This is a genomic window from Bartonella sp. ML70XJBT (assembly GCF_028618425.1).
Classification (GTDB): Bacteria; Pseudomonadota; Alphaproteobacteria; order Rhizobiales; family Rhizobiaceae; genus Bartonella.
The window spans coordinates 1-686 of record NZ_JAQISX010000104.1 but is presented as its reverse complement, the minus strand read 5'-3'; the positions used below and the strand labels follow the sequence as shown (position 1 = coordinate 686).

The 686-nt window shown below is 47.7% G+C and carries 1 protein-coding gene; it reads left to right on the top strand.

Annotation, left to right across the window (positions count from 1 at the left end; genetic code table 11):
• The coding region (locus PVV65_RS09900) for a phage late control D family protein (RefSeq protein ID WP_273790043.1) at nt 1-686 on the top strand (686 nt) is incomplete at both ends.

Sequence of the window (686 nt, the reverse complement as noted above, 5' to 3'; positions counted from 1 at the left end):
TTTATGGGGTGTTTTGTTGTGGAATCGGTGATCAGTTGTGGGGGCAGTGATGGAGAAATCTTGCGTCTTTGTGGCAAAAGCGCCTCGATGCGTAAAGAACTCAAAGAACAGGGAAGCGAACATTTTGACCACAAAACCATTGCTGAGATTGTTGAGACCCTTGCCAAACGTCATGGTTATCAAGCAAAGGTCAGTCCACAATTTACCAAACAAACCTTGCCTTATGTGGTACGCACCGATCAATCGGCGATTGATTTTTTAACCCGCCTTGCTGATCGGATGCAGGCGCGTTTTTTAATCAAAGACAATAAGTTTTTATTTTTAAGCGGGGACAATCTCCCCCTCCAGACCATTCATCAACAGGAATGTTCCCATTGGGAATTTAGTCTCGAGCCGCGTACCCAATATGGCATGATAGAAGCACGGTATTTTGATCGTTCAAAAGGGCAGCAATGCCAAGTCAAGCATCAGACAGGTTTTAGTGGTCCCGTGCGTTGTCTGCGTGGTTGTTACACTTGTAAAGAAGAAGCACAAGCTGCTGCTGCATCAGAATCAGACCGACTTTGCCGTGCTGTGGGCAGTGGTTCTTTAAGCCTTGAGGGGCGCCCTGAAATCATGGCGGGTCAACCGCTGCTGCTTCAAGGGTTTCGAGGCGAAATCAATGGACCATGGAAAGCCGCTACCGT